Here is a 15,804-nt window from a genome sequence, read left to right on the forward strand (position 1 = left end):
TGGAACGCTTTTCGGCGGAACCAGCCGGAAAGCGAAGGGGAGCACTCGTGATCAAGACCAGCCGAGCCGGCCGCGGGGTGCGGAAGGTGACGTTCGTCCTCCCGCTCGACACCCCGCCGGGGCCGGTCAGCGTGGTCGGCGACTTCAACGACTGGCAGCCCGGGCGCCACGAGCTGCGCAAGCGGTCCAACGGCACGCGTTCGGCCGCCGTCGAGGTGCGGCCCGGCGTGCAGCTGCGCTTCCGCTACCTCGCGACGGGTGGGCGGTGGCTCGACGACCCCGACGTGGCGACCCGCGACGGACACGACTGCGTGTTCGTCGCCGAGTAAGGGAACGTGTGCTCCACAACACCGTTGTTGTGGAGCGCGTGTTCCTTTACGCTCGGGTTCGTGCCCAGGCCGCGGATCCACGACCCCGAACGACTGCTCGACGTCGCCGAGCGACTCGTGGCCGACCGCGGCCCCGAGGAGGTCACCGCGCGCGGGCTCGCGCTCGCCGCGGGCGCGCCGAACAGCGCGATCTACCACAGTTTCGGCTCGCTGCCCGCGCTCGTCGGGCGCGCTTGGCTGCGGGCCGCGACCCACTTCGTCGACGTGCAGGAAGGCCTGGTCGACACCGCGCTGGCCGAGGCCGGCCCGGTCGCGGCCGTGGTCGCCGCGGCCGACGCGCCGGCCGTCGTGGCGGTGCGACGCCCCGACGCCGCGCGGCTGATGATCACCGTCTCACCCGACCGCGTGCTCGGCCCGCAGCTGCCCGACGAGGTCGCCGCGGCGCTGCACGCGCTGGACAAACGCCTGGTGCGCCTGCTCGTGCGCCTCGCGCGCGAGCTGTGGCAGCGCGGTGACGGTGTGGCCGTCGAGGTGATCACCACGTGCGTCGTCGACCTGCCGAGCGCGCTCTACCGCCGTGAGCTGGCCGAAGGCCGCGTCGGCGAAGACAGCCGCCGCCGCCTCGCCGCCGCCGTGCGCGCGGTGCTCGCTCTGCCGCCACCGAAGCGGCGTTCGTGCCGTCCCGTCACCACCGTCTGAAAAGGACTCTCGCGATGCCCGCACTGACCCGCCAGAAAGCTGTCTCCGTCCTCGACTTCGGCGCCGACGAGAACCGGTTCTCACCCGCGTGGCTGGAAGAGGTGAACACCCATCTCGACACCGTGACGGCCGGCTCGGCGCCCGCCGCGCTCGTGACCACGGGCAGCGGGAAGTTCTACTCCAACGGCCTCGATCTCGAGTGGCTGACCACCCACGGCGACGAGGCCGGCAAGTACGTCACCGACGTCCACGAGCTGCTCGCCCGCGTGCTCGCGCTGCCGGTGCCGACCGTCGCGGCGGTGAACGGGCATGCGTTCGGGGCCGGCGCGATGCTGGCGATGGCCCACGACTTCCGCGTGATGCGCACCGACCGCGGGTTCTTCTGCTTCCCCGAGGCCGACATCAACATCCCGTTCACGCCCGGCATGTCCGCCCTGATCCAGGCCAAGCTCCCCCGGCCACGGCGGTCGCGTCGATGACCACCGCGCGCCGCTTCGGCGGCCCGCAGGCCCGGGAGCTGGGCCTGGTCGACGCGACGGCCGACGAGACGGCGTTGGTCAGCACGGCGACCGAGGTCGTCGCGCCGCTGGCGGGCAAGGACCGCGGCACGCTCGGGGCGATCAAGTCCACGATGTTCGCGCCCGCGTTGACGGCCCTGCGCACGCCGACGGATCTGGTCCGATAGACTGGCCTGCGCGGCGGTGGGACTCGCCGCTCCGGTTTCCGGACAACTGCAGCGCTCGCTGCCGACAGTCCCTACTCGAACCGAGGGCGCTAGCATGCCCGCGTGGAGTAGGAGACGTCTGTGCCCGAATCACCTGGGTCTTCCCCGCGGACGCCGCTGTGGCGCCGAACGGCAGTGCGGGACAACGCGCCGGTCCTCGCCGTGGTCGCCCTCGGCGGCGGCCTCGGCGCGCTCGCGCGCTACGGCCTCGCCCAGCTGCTCCCCACCACGCCCGGGCACTTCCCGCTGGCGACGTTCCTGATCAACGTCACCGGCTGCTTCCTCATCGGCGTGCTCATGGTCGCGGTCACCGAGGCGTGGACCGCGCACCGGCTGGTGCGGCCGTTCCTCGGGGTCGGGATCCTGGGCGGCTACACCACGTTCTCGACCTACGTCGTCGAGATCCACGGGTTGCTGCGGCCGGGCACGGTCGGGCTCGCGTTCGGCTATCTCGCGGGCACACTCGTGGCGGCGCTGGTCGCGGTGGTGGCCGGGATGGCGCTCGCGCGAAGGGCGTTCGTCCGTCCGGAAAGGACGGTCGAGTCGTGACGGTGCTGCTCGTGTTCGTCGGCGCGGTGGTCGGGGCGCCGCTGCGTTACCTCACCGATCGTTTCGTGCAGGCGCACCACCACGGCGGGTTTCCGTGGGGCACCTTCACGGTCAACCTGGTGGGGTCCTTGGTGCTGGGCTCGCTCGCCGGCGCCGGGTCGACGTTGCCAGGCACCGTGTCGATTCTGGTGGGCACGGGGTTCTGCGGGGCGCTGACGACATACAGCACTTTCGGCTACGAGACCGTACGCCTGCTCGAACGGCGGGCGTACGGTCTCGCGGTGGCCAATGTGGTGCTGAGCGTGGCCGCCGGTGTCGGCGCGGCTGCGCTCGGGTATGCGGTGGTCGGCTCGCTCGTCTGAGCTACGAGGCGAGGTTGGCGTAGACGACTATGTTGTCCTCGTAGCTGTGCTCGGCGTGGTCGAACACGCCGCCGCAGGTGATCAGCCGCAGTTCGGGTTTGGTGCTGTTGCCGTAGACGGCGTCCTGGGGGAACTGGTCCTTGGGGACCTGCGTGAGGTGGTCGACGGTGAACTTCAGCTTCTTGCCGTCGCTGCGGTCGATGTCCACCTCGTCGCCGGGGGCGAGGTCCTTGAGCTTGTAGAAGATGCCCGGCTTTTTGTCGCCGTCCACGTGGCCGAGGACGATCGCGGGGCCGACTTCACCGGGCACGGGGGAGAGGCGGTACCACGCCGCCTGCATCGGCGTTTTCACCGAGGGCACGGAGATCTTGCCTTCGAGGTTGACCGCGACGGACACCAGGCTGGATTGCGCGCCGATCTTCGGAATGCTGACCGACGTCGGGCGCAGGCCTTTGAACGGTTTCGTGACGGGGACGCTGCTCGGGACCGGCTTGGCCTCGGCGGCCGGTGCCGGGGCGGGCGACGAGCTGCAGCCGGTCAGCACGGCGGTGACGGCCAGCGCCGAGGCCGCCGTCGCGATGAGCTTGGTTCGGTTCATCGGCTCAGAACCAGAACCGCGGTGCCGCCGAAGCCGGTCTCGACGCCGCCCTGGGGTGCGTAGCGGACCTGGACCGCCGGGCGGGTGACGACGGGGCCGGGTGCGGCCTTTGTGGTGTCCGAAGTGGACGCCGAGGTGCTCGGGTTGCTGCCGGTGCTGCTCGGGGTTTCGCTGGTGGCCGGGGGTTCGCTGGTGTCCGAAGTGGGCGGTGTGACCTGTTCGAAGGTCACGTCGCCGTGGCCTTCCTGGCCGTCGCAGGTCCAGCTGAACGGCGTGGTGGTGCCGTTGAACCCGTCGACCACGCGCACGTCGTAGTTCCAGTAGCGGCCGTCGGCGCCGTCCTGGTCCGGGCCGGCGGTGACGGTCAGGCCGGCGGTGGCGACGTTCCCCGGCGCGCCGGACGCGCAGGCGATCACCAGCACGCCCTCACCGCCGAGGCCGACGAAGCCGTGGCCGGCGTTGTCGGTGTACGGGTCGGCGGGGGCGGTGCTTTCGGTGTTCTCGTCGGAGTTTTGGTCGTCTTCGGAGTCTTTGGCGTCTTCGGCCGTGCGGGGCTTCGCGGCGGCCGGGGCGCGGCCCTCGGTGGTCTGCACCTCGGGGTCGGCAGGCGTCTCGATGTCACCGGTGGTGCTCGGCGGAGTGATGGACGTCGGGGTGCTCGAGTCGCTCGTCGGGGTCTCGGAGGTGCCGGAGTCCGATGTGGTCGGTGCCGGCGAGTCCGTCGACTCGGACGTCGCCGTGGTCTCGACCGGCGTGGTGGGGTCGTCCTGCGCGAAGGCGGCCGGCGCGGACGCGAGCGTGAGGGCGACGCCGGCGAGCACGGCACCTGCGAGACGGCCCAGCGGTTTCTTCACGGCGACTCCCTGCTGCGACAGTGCCCGACGTTGGGCAATGGCGGGATTCTGCCGCAGAAAAGCGTCGAAGGGAAATGATTCCCGGGTGGAAAAAACCACGATCGAATTCTGTAACGTTCCGCTTTCCCGGGCCGATAGAATTGCTCTGATGTGGCCTCGGGAAACGACCTGATAACGAAACCGGCGGGCGTGATAACGGAACCGATCGTAACACGCCCACCATTCCCGTGAGCTATCCGGCACTTCTTTTCGATCTTCAGGCGCGGCCGCGGACGAGGTCGATCAGCCGGCCGAGCACGTGCTCGCCCGCCACGCGCAGGCCGTTGTGCTCGTACTCGTTCGTGATCCACGGGCGCATCGTCGGGATCAGCCCGGCGGTCTCTTCTGAGAACCGGCGGTCCACGTATGCGTCCTCGGCGTAGATCGCGGCCGCGCACGGCACTTCACAGCTTCGCAGCGCGTCGGCGTCGTAGAGGCGCGGCCACTCGCGCTCGGCGAGCAGCTCGGCCGCTTCGCGCAGTGGGGCGAGACCGGGCAGGTCGGTGAACACCGAGGGGAAGACGTGCTCGCCGGTGAAGAGCGTGACGTCGTCGTCGTACTCGGCCGGGCGCGTGCGCTCGGCGGACCAGCGGGTGGCGTGGCCGTCGGCGTAGCAGGCCTCGTGGATCACCGCGTAGAGCGGGTTGCGCGCCGAGAACGGCAGCGTCGCCGCGACGTCGTGGGCGAAGGCGGGGGAGCCGGGGTCGCGCTCCAGCAGGTAGTGCAGCGTCTCCGCGCCCTCGCTCGAGCCGAGGACGTGGCCGAGCTGGCGGAACAGCCCGGAGGTGAGCGGCGTGCCGTCGGGCAGCGCGAGCTCACCGGCGTCGAGGCGCGCGTGCAGCTTCCGCACGCGCTCACGGTCGGCGGGGTAACGCCGGTAGTAGCGGCGGTTGCGCTCCAGCAGCGTCGCGTACGTCGCCTTGTACACCTCGTCGGGGTGGCGTCCGACGGGTGGCAGGCCGCCGGTGAAGTACGCCTCCCGCAGGCCCTCCGGCGCTTGCGAGAGGTAGGCGAGCGAGGTGAACCCGCCGAACGACTGGCCCAGCACGCTCCACCGCTCCACGCCCAGCCGCTGCCGGATCAGCTCCGCGTCCCGCACGATCGAGTCGGCGCGGAAGTGCGCCAGATAGTCGGCATGCTCGGCCGGCGTGCGCCCCGGCAACGTGCCGACGGGGGTGGAATTGCCGGTGCCCCGCTGGTCCAGCAGCAGCACCCGGTAGTCCCGCAGCGCCCGCCCCAGCCACGCCGCGGCCCCACCCGCCGGCCGCGGCGCCTCATGCCCGGGCCCACCCTGCAGGAACACGAGGAACGGCCGCTCCTCTCCGCTCCCCGGCTCCGCGACCTCCCGCGCGAACACGGTGATCCGCTCGCCCTCGGGCCTGCCGTGGTCGAGGGGGACTTCGAACTCGTGCTCGGTGAGAACCAGACCGGGGACACGCACGGAGGTAGGCATGGGGTCGATCAAATCACGCCGGGGTCGGTTGCGCGGGGTGGTTTTCGGTGGGCTCCTCCACCTGGCTTCGGTGGGCCGGGGCGGCACGATTGGTCCGGTCGCGGGGCTTCGGTGGTGCGAACGGTCCGGTCGCTCGGCTCGGCGGCGCCAGCGGTCCGCTCGCTCGGCCTGGGTGGTGCGAACGGTCCGGTCGCGCCACCCAGGCCCGCACGAACGGTCCGATCGCGCTACCGCGGCGGCACGAACGGTCCGGTCGGTGGGCCGCGGTGTGCGACCACGCCGTTCGCACAGCAACGTCGGCTCCGCGGGACCGATCGGGACGAAGCCCAGGCGGCGACCGGACTGCCGGGGGCGCATCGGGCCCGGGGCCCGTTCGCTTTGCTGCCGCGGCGCGAACGGTCCGGTCACGGGCTTCGCCGGCGCGCGAGTGGGAAGTTCGTGCGGGCTCGGCGCTGCGAGTGGTCCGCTCGCGCTGCTGCCGGTTCGCAAGTGGTCCGTTCGCCCTGCTGCGGCCGCGCGAACGGTCCGGTCGTGGGGCTGGGCCACTTGTGTGCGAGTGGGCGGTTCGTGCGGGCTCGGCGCCGCGAGGGGTCCGCTCGCTCTCCACCCGGTGCGCCAGTGGTTGGCTCGCTCTGCTGCCGTGGCGCGAACGGTCCGGTCGCGGGGTCCGCGGGGCGCGAGTGCGCGGTTCGTACGCGATAGGGCGCCGCGAACAGTCCGCTCGCGCCCGACCCGGCGCCGCGAGTGGTCCACTCAGCCCGGCCCACCCGCCGAACAGGGTGTCGATCCGGGTGGTGCGTGGTGGTCGAACGGACAGTATCCGGCTGGAAGGCTCCCGGGCGCGGCTACGGTGATCTTGTCCGGACTGCGAGGGGATACCACCTGTGCGCAAGCACCTGTTCTTCGTCGCCGCGCCTGCGGCGGGGCATGTCAACCCGGCGTTGCCGCTCGTGGCGGAGTTGGTGGGGCGCGGGCACAGGGTGACGTTCGCGAGTGGGCCGGCGCACGCGGCGGCCATCGAGGGGGCCGGGGCGGAGGCGGTGCGGTTGCCGTGGACGTTGGATCCGACGGCGTTGTCGCGGGAGACGTTCAGCACCACGAGTTTCGTGGACCTGCTGGACGGGTTGCTGGAGGCGGCGGCGCCCGAGATCGACGCGCTCGTGGAGAAAGTCCGGGATGCCGACGTGGTGTGCTTCGACGCGACCGTGGCGCCCGTCGCCGCGGCGGTTGCGCATCGGCTGGGGGTGCCGGCGGTGGCGCTGGTGGCGAGTATGGCCGTGAACGAGCACCTGCCGCTGGCGGAGCTGCTGCCGCCCGATTTCCGGCCGGACAACGAGGCGCTGATCCGGTTCGCGACGCACCTGCACGAGTTCTCCGCGCAGCAGGGCGTGCCCGCGCCGTTGGTGCCGATGGCGGCGCCGTCGGTGCCGTTGACGCTGGTGTTCGTGCCGGCCGCGTTCCAGATCGCGGCGGAGACCTTCGACGAGACCTACCGGTTCGTGGGCCCGACGGTGCGGGCCGGGGAGTGGGCGCCGCCGGCCGGGAAGCCGGTGCTGCTCGTGTCGCTGGGTACGGCGTTCACCGACCGGCCGGATGTGTTCCGCGCGTGCGCGCAGGCGTTCGCCGGCACGGAGTGGCACGTGGTGATGTCGCTCGGCCGCACGGATCCCGCGCTGCTGGGCGAGCTGCCGCCGAACGTCGAGGCGCTGCCGTCGGTGCCGCAGCAGGCGGTGCTGGGTCACGCGAGCGCGTTCGTCTCCCACGCCGGCATGAACTCGATCATGGAGGCGCTCTCGCGGGCCGTGCCGCTGGTGACGCTGCCCCGGGTGCCCGAACAGGCCCTCAACGCCCGCCGCGTCCAGGAGCTCGGCCTCGGCGAGGTGCTCGACTCCGGGGCCCTCACTCCGGAGCTCGTACGCGAGACGGTGCTGCGCGTCGCCGGCGACCCCGGCGTGCAAGACCGGCTGGCCCGCATGGCCAAGGAGATCACCGCCGCCGGCGGCGCCACCGCGGCGGCCGAGGCCGTGCTGGACCTGCTGGGCTGACCGTCCACAAGGGACGTTACTGCTTGCCCATCGACCGGCGGATCTCGGCGAGCTTGTCCTTCGCGGCCTTGTCGCGGTCGGCGATCTTCTTGTCGAGCGACTCGATCGTCTCCGGCCCGCCGATGCCCGCGAGCTCCTGCGCGCCCACCGAGGTGTTGTAGCGGTTCTCGATGCGGTCGCGGACGAAGTCGAACGACGGCACGCCGCCCTCGCTGTAGTCGGGCTCGGGCAGGTCCGCCGCCGGAACGCCGGGGCTGTCGGAGCTCTCCGGGCTCTCGACGATCTCGGCGTCCAACGGCTCCTGGTCGCCGGGCTGGTTCGTGGTCATGTGGCTCTCCTGCCGTCGCGGTCCCCATCCCCGACCCTAGCCGTTTCCGCGACCTGCCGCCTTTGCCCGGTACCGCCACCGCCGGGGCGTTCAGGACTTTCGGCTGTCCCGGTCACCGACAGCCGCCTTGACACCGGCGAGCCCGGCTCGGAAATGTCGGTGCCGCACGGATTCCTCGGCCCGCACACGCCGCCACGTGTCGTGTCGTGTCGAAAGGACGGTCTCTCCAGTGCCAGCACGGCCAGCACAGTCACCACAGTCCGAACACCCCGACCAGACACTCGCGAGAAGAAGCTTCCTGGCGCTGGGCTCCGGCGCCGCCCTCGCGGCGACGTCCGCGCTCACCCTCGCGAGCCCTGCCGCGGCCGCACCCGCGACGCAAACCCCGAAACAAGCCCCGCCCCCGGCCACCCACGCCGCCGGCCAGCCCGACTTCGGCCCCAACGTCCACGTCTTCGACTCCGGCACCGCGAACATCCAGGCCACCCTCGACGCCATATACGCCCAGCAGCGCGGCAGCCAGTTCGGCCAGGGCCGCTACGCGCTGCTGTTCAAACCCGGCTCCTACTCCGTCGACGTCAAGCTCGGCTACTACACCCAGGTCGCCGGCCTCGGCCTGCAGCCCAGTGGCGCCAGCATCACCGGCTCACTCGGCGTCGAGGGCGACGCGCACGGCAACGGCACGCTCGTGAACTTCTGGCGCGGCGCCGAGAACCTCAACGCCGTCCCGAAGAGCGGCGTCGACACCTGGGCCGTCTCGCAGGCCACCTACTACCGCCGCATCTACCTGCTCGGCGACCTCAAGCTGTCCGACGGCGGCTACTCCAGCGGCGGGTTCATCGCCGACTGCCAGCTCACCGGCCAGGTCAACTCCGGCACCCAGCAGCAATGGCTGACGCGCAACTCCGTGGTCGGCTCGTGGGTGGGCTCGAACTGGAACTTCGTGTTCGTCGGGTCGCCCGGCGCGCCCGCGACCTCGTTTCCGACCCCGCCGTACACGTCGATCGAGCGCACGCCGGTGATCTGCGAGAAGCCGTTCCTGTACGTGGACGGCGCAGGCGCCTACCAGGTGTTCGTGCCCGCCGTCCGCACCGACGCGGAGGCCACCAGCTGGGAAGCGCGCAAGCCCGAGGGCACCTCGCTGCCCCTCGACGCGTTCCACATCGCCAAGCCGGCGGAGTCCGCCGCTGACCTCAACGCCGCCCTTGCGCAGGGCAAGCACCTGCTGCTCACCCCGGGCATCTACCACGTCGACGAACCGCTCACGGTCACGCGCGCGAACACCGTCGTGCTCGGTCTCGGTTACGCCACCCTGATCCCGGACGACGGCGTCACCGCGCTGGACGTCGCCGACGTGGACGGCGTGCGCGTCGCCGGCCTGCTCGTGGACGCGGGACCGGTCGCGTCCGACCCGCTGATCCGCTTCGGGCCCGACGGGTCGCGCCGCGGCCACGCGCGCAACCCGAGCTCGATGCACGACGTGTTCGTGCGCGTCGGCGGTGCCGGCGTGGGCAAGGCCAAGCGGTGCGTGGTCGTCAACAGCGCCGACGTGGTCATCGACAACATGTGGCTGTGGCGAGCCGACCACGGCGCGGGCGTCGGCTGGGACGCCAACACCTCCGACGTCGGCCTGGTCGTGAACGGCTCGGGCGTGAGCGCCTACGGCCTGTTCGTCGAGCACCACCAGAAGGCCCAGGTGCAGTGGAACGGCGAGGGCGGGCGCACCTACTTCTTCCAGAACGAGATGCCCTACGACCCGCCGAACCAGGCCGCGTGGATGGACGGGACCCACCGCGGTTTCCCCGCCTACGCGGTGGGCGACCACGTCCGCACACACGAAGCGTGGGGCCTGGGCAGCTACTGCATCTTCGCCGAGGACCGCACGATCGTGTCCGACCGCGCCATCGCCGCCCCGAAGCGGCCGGGGGTGCGGTTCCACAGCATGATCACGTTCTCACTCGGCGGTGGCCAGGGCACCATCGCCCACGTCGTCAACGACACGGGTGGCCCGTCGGACGCCGTCACCGGGCTGGCGATGCTGAAGTCGTACCCGTAACCGGAAACCCGCGCCGCGACCGTCCACACTCGACGGTCGCGGCGCGGGACCCTCAGCCTTCGAACCCGCGCTCCTTGAGGATCGCGTCGATCCGGGCCTCGTGGTCGGCGTCCCATTCGTCGAGCGTCTGCGCCTCCTCCTTGGCGAGCCGGGCCTGCGCGGCCAGGAGGATCCGTTCCGCGTCGGCGGCCGGCGTGACCACGACGCCCTCCTCGTCGGCGGTCACGATGTCACCGGCGTGCACGGTGACCCCGCCGCAGCTCACGGGCTCACCCAGCGGTGCGACGGCCGCCTTCGTGCCGGGGATCGGGATCAGGCCGCGGGCGAACACGGGGAACCCCAGCTCGCGCACCTCGGCGAGGTCGCGGATAACGCCGTCCAGCACGAACGCCGCGATCCCGTTTCGCTGCGCCACGGCGCAGACGTTGCCGCCCGCCAGCGCGTAGTCCAGGTCGCCGGACTCCACCACGACGATCGAGCCGGCCGGCGCGCGGTGGATGGCCGCGTGCAGCATCAGGTTGTCGCCCGCCGGGCACTGGACGGTGTAGGCCGGGCCGGCGACGCGCGGCACCGGGCCCCACAGCGGGCGCACGCCGATGTCCATCACCTGGTCGCGGCTCAGCAGATCGGCGAGGGTAGTGGTCGGGATGTCGCGGAATCCGTCGGGCATGGTCCTCCTGTCACGTCTTGGTGTCCCGTGGACGAGACCGCGATCGTCGCAGGAAAGTGCCCCGGAGTCGCGGACTCCGGGGCACGTGTGACGCAGTTCGCTCAGTGCATGATCGGCGGGCCGAGCGGGAGCGCGGACCCGCCCGTGGCCGTCGAGGCCGAGTTGAAGAACAGGTACACACCGACGGCGGCGAACACGAGCACGACGTACCCGCCGACCTGGAGGATGCCGGCCGAACCCTGCAGCGTGCCGACCAGCACGAGCACGAGCGCGACCTCGATGAGGGCGAACAGCAGGGTGTAGGCCACCGGCAAGCGCAGGGTCGCGAGCGTCAGCATGCCGACGATGACGAGCCAGGAGATGAGGAACAACCCCTGCGTGTCGACGGCTGCTGTCGCGTCGATCCCGAACCAGTTGTGGGTCAGGCCGAGCACGAGCAGCGCGTAGCTCAGCCAGAACCCGGAGAAGATGGCGAACACGCCCGCCACCGCGCTCTGGCCCACGGCGGCGGCCCAGACCGCTGCGATGAGCAGGCCGAGGCCGGTCGCGGCGATGATGACGGCGAGTGACGCGCCGACGGCGGTCGCGGGTACGTAGCCGATGAGGACGAGCCCCAGCGCGACGGATCCGACGATGAAACTGGGCAGACCGACCATCATCGGGTCGGCAGCCGGGGCCGCTTCGGGTGCGGCCTCCGCAGTGTGCTGAGCAGGTACTCGGGGGACACTTTCGGCACTGGCATCGAGGGTGGTCATGTGCGGGCTCCCTGGTCGGGCATCCGGAATGTGCCTGGTCGTCGCGGTGGCACATCGCTCGGTATACGCCTGTCCCCGGAGGGCGGGAGTCTCATTAAGAGACGCCGCCGACCAGGTGGAAACCGGGGCACACCGCCCACATCCGGCCCCTACGCTGCAGTGATCGCCTTCACAAGCCCCGGCGAACGCCGGCGCGCGGCGCTTCACGCGGAGCAACGACTCGGCCACGAAACGGCCTAGCTCCGGCTACGCCGAGTGGATCCGGCGAAATGTCACGCAGGGTGACCGCCGGAGTGCTCCGGCCGGGGAGCCGGTTCCCGCCCCGCTCGACCCGGGAGGTCGTAGCCCGGTCGGACAGGTCCGAACCGGGCGCCCGGGCCGATACCGTGCTCGCATGTCACCGGAGCGGAGCCGTCCACGGCCGGGCTGCTCGCCCGGTTCACGATCGCCGGGGTGGTCGTGCTCGCGGCCCTGGCCGGGCCCATCGCCTACCTCGCGCGCGAAGCGGGCACGGCGCAGGCCACCCAGCCGGCGGTGCAGACCACGTCCGTCTCGGCCCGCGGCGTGGTCGAACCGCGGCTCGACGCGGCCGTGGTGAACCGCGACCCGGCCGCGCTGACCGCGTTCGACGCGGCCATCCGGCGTTACGTGCTGGCTCGCTGGTGGGGGTGAAGGTCTGGGCCGCCGACGGCACGGTCCTGTACTCCGACGCGTCCGCGCTCATCGGCGAGCGCTACCCGCTCACCGGCCAGGAGGCCGAGGCGCTGCGGGTGCAGGGGAGCGTGTCGGAGGTCCGCGACCTGACGCGGCCGGAGAACCGGCTCGAGACGTCGTTCGGGAAGCTGCTGGAGGTCTACGTCGGGATCCCGCGCGGCCGACGGGCGCCCGCTGGTGCCGGAGGTCGTGCAGGTGCCGTTCGCGTGGTCGCCGGCGCGGCGCGTGCGGCGCTCGCAGTGGGAGCGCGACCGCAGCACGCCGTGGACGCCTCCGACGCCGAGCGCCGGCGGGATCGCGCTCGACCTGCACGACGGGATCGTGCAGGACCTGTCCGGGCTCACGTTCAGCCTCGACGCGGCCAGGCTCCGCGACCCGGACGAGGTCCGCCGCGCCGAGGTCATCACCGACGCCGCGGGGCGGCTGCGCACGAGCGTCGGCGCGCTGCGCTCGCTGCTGGTGGACATCTACCCGCCGAACGCCCGATCGTGCGCGTGGCACCCGCGGCCGCGGCCGGCGCGACGGTGTCGAGCACTGCCGGGTAGGCGATGCGCCCGACGGTGCCGAGCGTCGAGAACCCGGCTTCCTCCGCCTTCGCCGCCCACGCCGGGATCACCGTCGCGTCGACCTCACGCACCTGGCTGGGCAGACCGATACCGATATCATGCGACTGCTCGTGGTCGTGGTGGAACCCTCGGTGACCATGATCGAAGTCCGCCCGAGGGCCCGGCCACTCCACGTCGTGGGTACCCCGGAGCAGGTCCACAAAGGACTATCCGGAACAGGTTCCGTTCGACGTCGCCCCGGTGCCGAAGAACTCGACGGCCTCGTCGGCGCACGGGAGGTGCGCGAACGACGAGTGCACGTCGTCGGCCACGGTCAGGAGCGCGGCGCCGACCTTCGCCTGCATCTCGCGGGCCCACGGGAACGGGGTGTTGGTCTCGCACTCGTGGCCGACGAGCTGCAACGGGCCGGAGCCGCGCGCGAGGTTGGTGGGTTGCGGCGCGAACGGCCAGCCGGCGCACCGCGCGTCGCCACCCGGTTCGTAGGCGGCCACCGGGTACCGGGCGGCGAGCTCGAGCCCGTGTGCCCACGCCTGGTCGATATCGCGGGCGCCGGGGGAGTCGTTGCAGTTCACGGCGGCCAGGACGAACCCGATCTCGCCGTCCCGGTAGCCGACGTCGACCCGTTGCCGACCGGTGCTTCCGCGGGCGGTGCCGTGGTCGTCGGCACCTTCCCGTCCCGGGCGGCGGCGAGCGCTTGCGCGGGCCGTCGCCCAGTCGGCGCGCGGGGCGAGCAATTGCCGGTTGGCCCAGTGGTCGTCGCGGTCCGCCAGGGGCTGGGCCGCGAGCCGGCTCCGCAGCGCGAGAAGCGCCTGCGTGACGGCCGGGGCGGTGCTGCCGAACCCGTACGTCGCGTCGCGCTCGGCGAGCCAGCGCGTGACGTCGTCGAAGTGCGCCTCGGCGGCGGCGGCGGTCTGGTCGTCGGACCGCGCGACGGCCTCGCCCGGCGCGAGCACGCAGTCCAGCAGCATCCGGTCGACGTGCTCGCCGAATTGGGTGCGGTAGGCGGTGCCGAGCGCCGTGCCCCACGAGTTGCCGAAGTAGCCGATCTTCTCCTCGCCCAGCGCCTGGCGGATCACGTCCATGTCGCGGGCGACGTTCGCCGTGGTCATCGACCGCGCCAGATCGGGGCCCTTCCCGGCACACGTGCGCAGCCGGCCGGCGACGGTGTTCGCCTGGTCCTTGAAGCGCTGCTCGGCGGTGTCGGTGGCGGGCGGGCGTGGCACGTTCGCCGGATCCAGCTCCGGGCAGAGGATCTTCTCGCTGTAATCCGAACCGCGGATGTCGAACCCGATCAGGTCGTGCGTGCGGCCGAGGCCGGCCAGCTCCGTCCGCGTGAGCTCGTCAGGGAAGGTCGTGCCTGCTCGCCGGGGCCGCCCGGGTTGACGAGCACCACGCCTTGCCGGTGCGCCGGATTGCCCGCGCGGACCCGGCTGACGGCGATCGTGAGCTGCCGGCCGCCGGGCTGCCGGTAGTCCAGCGGTACGCGGACCGTCGCGCACTCGCTCGCTTCGCCGATCGCCCAGCCTTCGGCGATCTTCGCGCATTGCCGCCACTGCAGGCCGTGCGCCGGTGGCGGCGCCACCGCCGTTGTGAACGGCACCGCCAGAATCGCCAGCACCACGGCCGCACCCTTGGCCACGTCGTCCGCCTTCCCGCAGAGTGCACCGTCTATCTTCGTCGGGACCGACGGTGCCGGGCGCGCATGCGCGGGCTGTCCGCGGCGCGTACTGGTTCGGTAACGGCTCAGCCGGTGCTCTCGTCGACGTCGAGGGTGTGGCCGAGGCGCTGCTGCTTGGTCCGCAGGTAGCGCAGGTTGTGCGCCGTCGCGGCGGCGGGCAGGCCGACGCGGTCGACGATCTCGAGGCCGTAACCGTCGAGGCCGCCGTATTTGGCGGGGTTGTTGGTGATCAGGCGCAGGCGGGTGACGCCGAGGTCGGCGAGGATCTGGGCGCCGACGCCGTAGGAGCGGGAGTCGACCGGCAGGCCCTGGGTGGTGTTGGCGTCGACGGTGTCGAGGCCGGTCTCCTGCAGGGCGTAGGCGCGGATCTTGTGCGCCAGCCCGATGCCGCGGCCCTCGTGGCCGCGCAGGTAGACCACGGCACCCGCGCCCTCGGCGGCGATGGCGCGCAGAGCCTGTTCGAGCTGCGCGCCGCAGTCGCAGCGCAGGGAGCCGATGATGTCGCCCGTGAGGCATTCGCTGTGCACGCGCACGAGGGCGCCGCGCGGGCTGCGGCTCGCGGCGGCCGCGTCGCCGTGGACGAGGGCGAGGTGCTCGGTGCCGTCGGTGGTGGAACGGTAGGCGACGGCGCGGAAGTCGCCGAAGACGGTGGGCATGGCGGAGGTGGCGACGTGCTCCACGAACCGTTCCGTGGCCCGCCGGTAGCGCACGAGGTCGGCGATCGCGAGCACCGGCAGGTCGTGCTCGGCCGCGAACCGCGTGAGCCGTTCGCCGCGGCACATCGAGCCGTCCTCGGCGACGATCTCGCCGATCACGCCCACCGGTTCCTGCCCGGCCAGGCGCAGCAGGTCGACGGCCGCCTCGGTGTGCCCGGCGCGCACGAGCACCCCGCCTTCCCTGGCGCGCAACGGGAACACGTGCCCGGGCCGGCGCAGCTCGCCGGCGCGGGTGCCCGGCGCGGCGAGCGCGCGCAACGTCTTGGCCCGGTCCTCAGCCGACACCCCAGTGCCGCTGCCGACGTGGTCGACGGTGACGGTGAACGCGGTGCCGTGGGCGTCGGTGTTGTCCTCGACCATCGGGGGCAGGCGCAGCGCGTCGGCACGCTCGGCGGTCATCGGCGCGCACACGATGCCGGTGGTGTGGCGCACGACGAACGCGAGCCGCTCCGCGTCGGCGACGGCGGCGGGCAGGACCAGATCACCCTCGTTCTCCCGGTCGGCCGCGTCCGTCACCACGATCATCCGGCCCGCCGCGAGCGCCGCGACCGCGCGCTGCACCGCCAGCGTCGAGGGCAGGCCGGCCGGGGTGGTGGGCTGGGTCATCGTCGGCTCCTGGAAGGTCGGGGTCGTGGGCGTGAGGGTACGAGGACCGCGGCGGCCGGAATA

At 72.2% G+C, this 15,804-nt stretch carries 17 protein-coding genes and 2 pseudogenes; 9 read left to right on the forward strand and 10 right to left on the reverse strand.

Going from position 1 to position 15,804, the window contains the following annotated elements:
- Positions 1-47: 47 nt before the first annotated feature.
- From QRX50_RS28250 to crcB (QRX50_RS28270), 5 genes and pseudogenes are all read left to right on the forward strand, one after another.
- Entirely contained in the window at positions 48-329 is a 282-nt protein-coding gene (locus tag QRX50_RS28250) for an isoamylase early set domain-containing protein (protein WP_285966181.1), read from the forward strand.
- Positions 330-389: 60 nt separating this feature from the next.
- The gene (locus QRX50_RS28255; protein ID WP_285966182.1) at positions 390-1,028 is read left to right on the forward strand and encodes a TetR family transcriptional regulator; all 639 of its coding nucleotides are present in this window, start codon (positions 390-392) and stop codon (positions 1,026-1,028) included.
- A 14-nt stretch (positions 1,029-1,042) separates the two neighbouring features.
- Positions 1,043-1,713, forward strand: a pseudogene (locus tag QRX50_RS28260) (enoyl-CoA hydratase/isomerase family protein).
- Between the two features lie 120 nt (positions 1,714-1,833).
- Positions 1,834-2,301: a fluoride efflux transporter CrcB gene (gene crcB, locus QRX50_RS28265; RefSeq protein WP_353074000.1), complete on the forward strand. Its 468-nt coding sequence runs from the start codon at positions 1,834-1,836 to the stop codon at positions 2,299-2,301.
- Positions 2,298-2,663, forward strand: a complete 366-nt coding sequence (gene crcB, locus QRX50_RS28270; protein ID WP_285966183.1) for a fluoride efflux transporter CrcB — start codon at positions 2,298-2,300, stop codon at positions 2,661-2,663. The genes crcB (QRX50_RS28265) and crcB (QRX50_RS28270) overlap by 4 nt, the downstream gene beginning before the upstream one ends.
- A gap of 1 nt (position 2,664) precedes the next feature.
- Here crcB (QRX50_RS28270) and QRX50_RS28275 read toward each other — a convergent pair whose 3' ends face one another.
- The 3 genes from QRX50_RS28275 to QRX50_RS28285 all read right to left on the reverse strand — a co-directional run bounded on the left by QRX50_RS28275 (position 2,665) and on the right by QRX50_RS28285 (position 5,607).
- Positions 2,665-3,261 carry a class F sortase gene (locus tag QRX50_RS28275; protein WP_285966184.1) on the reverse strand — a complete coding sequence of 199 codons (597 nt, stop codon included), beginning with the start codon at positions 3,259-3,261 and terminating at the stop codon, positions 2,665-2,667.
- Entirely contained in the window at positions 3,258-4,115 is an 858-nt protein-coding gene (locus QRX50_RS28280; RefSeq protein WP_285966185.1) for a hypothetical protein, read from the reverse strand. Before QRX50_RS28280 ends, QRX50_RS28275 begins: the two co-directional genes overlap by 4 nt.
- 256 nt (positions 4,116-4,371) lie before the next feature.
- Complete coding sequence (locus QRX50_RS28285; RefSeq protein WP_285966186.1) at positions 4,372-5,607, reverse strand: alpha/beta fold hydrolase; 1,236 nt, start codon at positions 5,605-5,607, stop codon at positions 4,372-4,374.
- A gap of 884 nt (positions 5,608-6,491) precedes the next feature.
- Between QRX50_RS28285 and QRX50_RS28290 the strand changes: the two genes are divergently transcribed.
- On the forward strand, positions 6,492-7,652 hold the full coding sequence (locus QRX50_RS28290) for a macrolide family glycosyltransferase (RefSeq protein ID WP_285966187.1): 1,161 nt from the start codon (positions 6,492-6,494) through the stop codon (positions 7,650-7,652).
- A 16-nt stretch (positions 7,653-7,668) separates the two neighbouring features.
- Here the strand turns inward: QRX50_RS28290 and QRX50_RS28295 are convergent, their stop codons facing one another.
- A complete protein-coding gene (locus QRX50_RS28295) occupies positions 7,669-7,980 on the reverse strand; it encodes a hypothetical protein (RefSeq protein WP_285966188.1) in 312 nt (103 codons plus the stop codon).
- Positions 7,981-8,209: 229 nt separating this feature from the next.
- Between QRX50_RS28295 and QRX50_RS28300 the strand changes: the two genes are divergently transcribed.
- The gene (locus tag QRX50_RS28300; protein ID WP_285966189.1) at positions 8,210-10,036 is read left to right on the forward strand and encodes a pectate lyase-like domain-containing protein; all 1,827 of its coding nucleotides are present in this window, start codon (positions 8,210-8,212) and stop codon (positions 10,034-10,036) included.
- A 52-nt stretch (positions 10,037-10,088) separates the two neighbouring features.
- Here QRX50_RS28300 and QRX50_RS28305 read toward each other — a convergent pair whose 3' ends face one another.
- Together QRX50_RS28305 and QRX50_RS28310 are read right to left on the reverse strand one after the other, a co-directional pair.
- Entirely contained in the window at positions 10,089-10,706 is a 618-nt protein-coding gene (locus tag QRX50_RS28305; protein ID WP_285966190.1) for an RraA family protein, read from the reverse strand.
- A 101-nt stretch (positions 10,707-10,807) separates the two neighbouring features.
- Positions 10,808-11,461: a GPR1/FUN34/YaaH family transporter gene (locus QRX50_RS28310; RefSeq protein WP_434533150.1), complete on the reverse strand. Its 654-nt coding sequence runs from the start codon at positions 11,459-11,461 to the stop codon at positions 10,808-10,810.
- 453 nt (positions 11,462-11,914) lie between these two features.
- Here QRX50_RS28310 and QRX50_RS28315 point away from each other — a divergent pair, with 453 nt between their 5' ends.
- Entirely contained in the window at positions 11,915-12,133 is a 219-nt protein-coding gene (locus QRX50_RS28315; RefSeq protein WP_285966191.1) for a hypothetical protein, read from the forward strand.
- 363 nt (positions 12,134-12,496) lie between these two features.
- Positions 12,497-12,592, forward strand: a pseudogene (locus tag QRX50_RS49745) (hypothetical protein); the annotation flags it as partial.
- Here the strand turns inward: QRX50_RS49745 and QRX50_RS28320 are convergent.
- The 4 genes from QRX50_RS28320 to QRX50_RS28335 all read right to left on the reverse strand — a co-directional run bounded on the left by QRX50_RS28320 (position 12,579) and on the right by QRX50_RS28335 (position 15,741).
- Positions 12,579-12,812, reverse strand: coding sequence for a hypothetical protein (locus QRX50_RS28320; protein WP_285966192.1), 234 nt, complete (start codon positions 12,810-12,812; stop codon positions 12,579-12,581). The pseudogene QRX50_RS49745 and the gene QRX50_RS28320 sit on opposite strands and share 14 nt — an antisense overlap.
- 135 nt (positions 12,813-12,947) lie before the next feature.
- Positions 12,948-14,063, reverse strand: coding sequence for an alpha/beta hydrolase (locus QRX50_RS28325; protein ID WP_285974588.1), 1,116 nt, complete (start codon positions 14,061-14,063; stop codon positions 12,948-12,950).
- A complete protein-coding gene (locus QRX50_RS28330; RefSeq protein WP_285974779.1) occupies positions 14,033-14,380 on the reverse strand; it encodes a hypothetical protein in 348 nt (115 codons plus the stop codon). The genes QRX50_RS28325 and QRX50_RS28330 overlap by 31 nt, the downstream gene beginning before the upstream one ends.
- A gap of 104 nt (positions 14,381-14,484) precedes the next feature.
- On the reverse strand, positions 14,485-15,741 hold the full coding sequence (locus tag QRX50_RS28335) for a bifunctional 3,4-dihydroxy-2-butanone-4-phosphate synthase/GTP cyclohydrolase II (RefSeq protein ID WP_285966193.1): 1,257 nt from the start codon (positions 15,739-15,741) through the stop codon (positions 14,485-14,487).
- Between the last annotated feature and the right edge of the window lie 63 nt (positions 15,742-15,804).

Source organism: Amycolatopsis sp. 2-15 (assembly GCF_030285625.1).
GTDB classification, from domain to species: Bacteria; Actinomycetota; Actinomycetes; order Mycobacteriales; family Pseudonocardiaceae; genus Amycolatopsis; species Amycolatopsis carbonis.

What these genes read in the sequence shown, in the direction of transcription:
- QRX50_RS28275 (WP_285966184.1), bottom strand. Translation starts at nt 3,261, where the DNA reads ATGAACCGAACCAAGCTCATCGCGACGGCGGCCTCGGCGCTGGCCGTC.
- QRX50_RS28285 (WP_285966186.1), bottom strand. Translation starts at nt 5,607, where the DNA reads ATGCCTACCTCCGTGCGTGTCCCCGGTCTGGTTCTCACCGAGCACGAG.
- QRX50_RS28295 (WP_285966188.1), bottom strand. Translation starts at nt 7,980, where the DNA reads ATGACCACGAACCAGCCCGGCGACCAGGAGCCGTTGGACGCCGAGATC.
- QRX50_RS28305 (WP_285966190.1), bottom strand. Translation starts at nt 10,706, where the DNA reads ATGCCCGACGGATTCCGCGACATCCCGACCACTACCCTCGCCGATCTG.
- QRX50_RS28310 (WP_434533150.1), bottom strand. Translation starts at nt 11,461, where the DNA reads ATGACCACCCTCGATGCCAGTGCCGAAAGTGTCCCCCGAGTACCTGCT.
- QRX50_RS28335 (WP_285966193.1), bottom strand. Translation starts at nt 15,741, where the DNA reads ATGACCCAGCCCACCACCCCGGCCGGCCTGCCCTCGACGCTGGCGGTG.